The organism is Paenibacillus sp. An7, from assembly GCF_009870785.1.
In the GTDB taxonomy this organism is placed as follows: domain Bacteria; phylum Bacillota; class Bacilli; order Paenibacillales; family Paenibacillaceae; genus Paenibacillus.
Genome location: NZ_WTWX01000081.1, coordinates 1 through 529, shown reverse-complemented (window position 1 = coordinate 529; position 529 = coordinate 1). Strand labels below are relative to the sequence as shown.

General features: G+C 32.7%; 1 protein-coding gene. It reads right to left on the bottom strand.

Annotated features, from left to right (window positions below):
• Positions 1–16 precede the first annotated feature (16 nt).
• The coding region (locus tag GQY27_RS21235; protein ID WP_160037251.1) for a DUF1349 domain-containing protein at positions 17–529 on the bottom strand (513 nt) is incomplete at its 5' end.

Below are 529 nucleotides of genomic sequence, written 5' to 3'. Positions count from 1 at the left end.
GTTAAACTGAAATTTGTTACTTGTGTTCTTTCCATTGACATTCAGTAAATTTCATTTCTGTGAAAATGGCTTTAAATGAAGATTCTTCTGGACTGCAAGCATAAATACCAATCTGTATATTGTCTGCTCCTTCAAAAAGGTGTGCAATACGCATTTGCTTATAGTGAATACCATCATAAGAATTTTCAATACAATAATCGCTTTCACGTCGGCTTAATCTGTAATACATAAATTTATTTGTTGCAGCAATATCCGTAGTTGCCCAATCAGAATATCCTAAGTTCGTTACAACACTTCCCAATCTCTGGTATTCTTCATTTTCATATTCAATAGAAGCCTTTATCCAGTTATCACTATTTTGATAGATGATTACGCCGCACTGGTCGAAGCGTTGTTTACTGTCAAATTCAGTTTTTACTAAAAAAGAAAAGTATTTCTCATTGGTTTTCATTAACAAAGCAGGAGCATTATTGTTTTGAAATCCATAATATGTTCTTTGCCAAAAATCTGTTCCCGCTTCTGTTTTAAT